Origin of the sequence: Streptomyces prasinopilosus, from assembly GCF_001419695.1 — a bacterium.
GTDB classification, from domain to species: Bacteria; Actinomycetota; Actinomycetes; order Streptomycetales; family Streptomycetaceae; genus Streptomyces; species Streptomyces prasinopilosus.
Genome location: NZ_LIRG01000608.1, coordinates 1 through 3,307, shown reverse-complemented (window position 1 = coordinate 3,307; position 3,307 = coordinate 1). Strand labels below are relative to the sequence as shown.

Below are 3,307 nucleotides of genomic sequence, written 5' to 3'. Positions count from 1 at the left end.
GCAGTCCGGACGACTTCCACAGCCGCCGCCCCACCCCGCGCAGCACCCCGATGTCGTCCAGACTGTGCCGATGGGCGGCTCCGCCGCGCGGCGATGAGCTGTTCGGCGTTCGGCGGTGGGGCGTGGGGTGGACACCCCGGGACGGTGGTGCTCAGGCCAGCAGTCCGGACGACTTCCACAGCCGCCGCCCCACCCCGCGCAGCACCCCGATGTCGTCCAGGAAGTCGGTGAGCCGCTTCGCTCCCTGCTGCATCACGTCCCGCCGGTGCGCACTGGCCCTGACCTGGGCGACGGCCTCGCGCTTGTCCAGCCCGACGTTCGTGTAGACCTCCGGATTGACGAACGCCACCGAGAAGACGCGGGCGAACTCGCCGGAGCCGACCCGGGTGAACTCCTGCGACCACTTCGGCGCGGTCACCATCTGGCGCCGCAGCTCCTCGCGGGCGTAGCGCACGTGCCGGGCCTCCTCGACGACGTGGATGCGCGTGACGCCCCGGATCAGCGGCTGGACCCGCTCGTCCGGGAAGGTCAGCCGCTGCATCCAGTCCAGGACCTCCTCGCCGAGCAGGGTCGCCGTGAAGGAGCCGGGCGTGGTGGAGACGGTCTTGAACAGCCGCCCGATCTGCTGGTGCAGCGGGCTCACCGGGTACCAGGGAGTGCCGGCGCGGGTGACCAGCCGGGCGAACATCCTGGAGTGCCGGCACTCGTCCTCGATCTCGGTGAGCGCGTACCGCACGTGCGCGCTCGTGGCGGCCTTGTCGTAGACGTGCCGCACCAGCAGCTGCATCAGGATCAGCTCGAACCAGATGCCGAGCGAGGCGAGCGCCGCCGCCTCGTGCCGTGACAGCAGAAGGCGCTGCTCCTCGCCCATCCGCTTCCACAGCGGGGTGCCGTACAGCGAGACCAGCTCCGGGGGCCAGAACCACAGGCCCTCCTCGAAGGGCGCGTCCCAGTCCAGCTCCTCGTCGGGGTCGAAGGAGTGCTTGGCGGAGGCGTCGAGCAGCCGCTCGGCCACCTGCTCCCGGTCCTTGATCAGGCCGAGCGCGTCGCGCAGCCCGTCGAGGGCGTCGGCGTCCGTCAGCGGCTGGGTCGTCATGGCGGTTCCACCTCGTGGGCGTAGCGGGTCACCGGCGGGTCACGCCTCTTATGAGACTGCTCGTCAGCAAGGCCGTCAATGCCTCGGGCGCAACTTGTCGCAGGACGGTCCGTCCGGCGCGGGCGCCGAGGGGGCCCGCCGTCGGCCGCCGCCGCTAGACCGCGCAGCCCAGCCCCTCCGGCACCTCCCCGGCCACCGGATCCGACGCGCCGGGCGGGAACGACGTCCGGAGCGTGAACGCGTAGGGCGTCGGACCGTGGGCGCGCAGGTGCAGCAGCCGCGCCTCGGCCTCCGCGACCGTGGGGCGGTGGCCCTCCGGGACCCACCACAGGGTCACCATCGCCTCCCGCACCTGTGCGAACCACTCCCTGCGCCGGGCCAGCATCTCCCGGTGCCGCCCCTGGTACATGTACGCGGTCAGGGCGTCGGTGTTCCGCCACACCGACATGTTCACGATCAACCACGGGTCGTCGAAGACGGAGATGTCGGTGGCGTCCCCGTTCTCGCTGAGCAGTCGCCACACGAAGCCGTCGGCGGCCTCGGCGTCCGCGTTCACCGGGTCGAGATTGTCGACGAATCCCTTCAACCGCGGTGAGTCCAGAGGGGCCTTGAGCCGGGCGATGTTGACCTGGGCGAGTTCGTACGCGGGGGTGGCTTCCGTCATGGGCCGAACCGTAGGTCCGGAGGACGGGATTCGGCAGCCCCGTCCCGACAGGTGATCCGTACGGCGACGCCTACCGCTTCAGCACCGCCTCCATCACCGCCCTGGCGACCGGTGCCGCCGTGCCGCCGCCGCTGATCCCCCGACCGCCGGCCGCCGCCTCCTCCACCACGACCGCCACCGCGACCTTCGCCTCCGCGTCCCCGTCGCCCTGCGCCCAGGACACGAACCAGGCGTACGGCGTACCGGAGTTGCCGATGCCGTGCTGGGCGGTGCCGGTCTTGCCGCCGACCACGGCGCCGCGGATCGCGGCGTTCGTGCCCGTGCCCTCCTCCACCACCCCGCGCATCAGCTCCCGCATCCGCAGGGCCGTCGACGGGTACATGGCCCGCCGGGCCCGTCCCGGGCCCGCCGCCGACACCGTGCCGCCGCCCGCCCGGGTCGTCCGCTCCACCAGGTACGGCTCCCGCACGTACCCGTTGTTGGCGACGGCCGCCGCGACCATCGCCATCTGCAGGGGAGTGGCCCGGGTGTTGTACTGGCCGATCGACGACAGGGCGAGCTGCGCCCGGTCCATCGTGGGGTCGAAGGTGCTGCGCGCCACCGGGAACGGCACCCGCAGTTCCTCCTCGTTGAATCCGAAGCCCTCCGCCGTGGCCGTCAGGTCCGCCAGGCCCGTGGCCACCCCCAGCTTGGCGAACACGGTGTTGCAGGACCAGGTGAACGCCTCCCGCACCGAGGCGTCCGCGCAGCCCCGGGACGTGTTCGTCAGGCGTGTCGTCGTCCCCGGCAGGGTGTACGGGTCGGGGGATTCCGTCGGCTCGTCGAGGTCGGTGACCACGCCCGCGTCCAGCGCCGCCGCCGCGGTGACCACCTTGAACGCCGAACCCGGCGGATACGTCCGCCGCACGGCCCGGTTCAGCAGGGGCTGGTCCGGATCACCGTTCAGCCGGGCCCAGGCCCGCCGCGCCGTCGCCCCGTTCCCGGCCAGCGGCTCCGGGTCGTACGACGGGACGGACACCAGCGCCAGGATCCGCCCGGTCGACGGCTCCACCGCCGCCACCGCGCCCTTGCGCGAGCGCAGCCCCTCGTACGCGGCCCGCTGGGCGGCCGGGTCGATGGTCGTGACGACGTTCCCGCCCGCGTTGCGCGACCGGGTGAAGTCGTTCCACAGCGGCAGCGGCTGGAGCAGCGGGTCGGTACCCGCCAGCAGCCCGTCCTCCGTGTGCTCCAGCAGGGTCGTCCCGTACTCCTGCGAGGCGAAGCCGGTCACCGGCGCGTACAGCGGACCGTCGGTGTAGGTCCGCTCGTAGCGCAGGTGCTCCCCGGTGTCCCGCGAGCCGGTGACCGGGCGGCCGCCGACCAGGATGTCGCCGCGCGGCTGGCGGTAACGGGCGAGGGCGTCCCGGCGGTTGGCCGGGTTGTCGTCGTAGGCGTCGGCGTGCAGCATCTGGACGCGGGTGGCGTTCACCAGCAGGGCGAACAGCAGCAGCGCACAGAACACGGCGGCCCGCCGGATGTACCGCGTCACGAATCCGGCCCCCCGCCCG

3 protein-coding genes are annotated in these 3,307 nt (G+C 72.8%); all 3 read right to left on the bottom strand.

Annotated features, from left to right (window positions below; genetic code table 11):
- Window positions 1-151 precede the first annotated feature (151 nt).
- Window positions 152-1,096: an AurF N-oxygenase family protein gene (locus AOK18_RS23160; RefSeq protein WP_055695592.1), complete on the bottom strand. Its 945-nt coding sequence runs from the start codon at window positions 1,094-1,096 to the stop codon at window positions 152-154.
- Window positions 1,097-1,250: 154 nt separating this feature from the next.
- On the bottom strand, window positions 1,251-1,760 hold the full coding sequence (locus AOK18_RS23155) for a DUF3291 domain-containing protein (RefSeq protein WP_055695591.1): 510 nt from the start codon (window positions 1,758-1,760) through the stop codon (window positions 1,251-1,253).
- Window positions 1,761-1,830: 70 nt separating this feature from the next.
- The gene (locus AOK18_RS23150) at window positions 1,831-3,288 is read right to left on the bottom strand and encodes a penicillin-binding transpeptidase domain-containing protein (RefSeq protein WP_055695593.1); all 1,458 of its coding nucleotides are present in this window, start codon (window positions 3,286-3,288) and stop codon (window positions 1,831-1,833) included.
- Window positions 3,289-3,307: the final 19 nt, after the last annotated feature.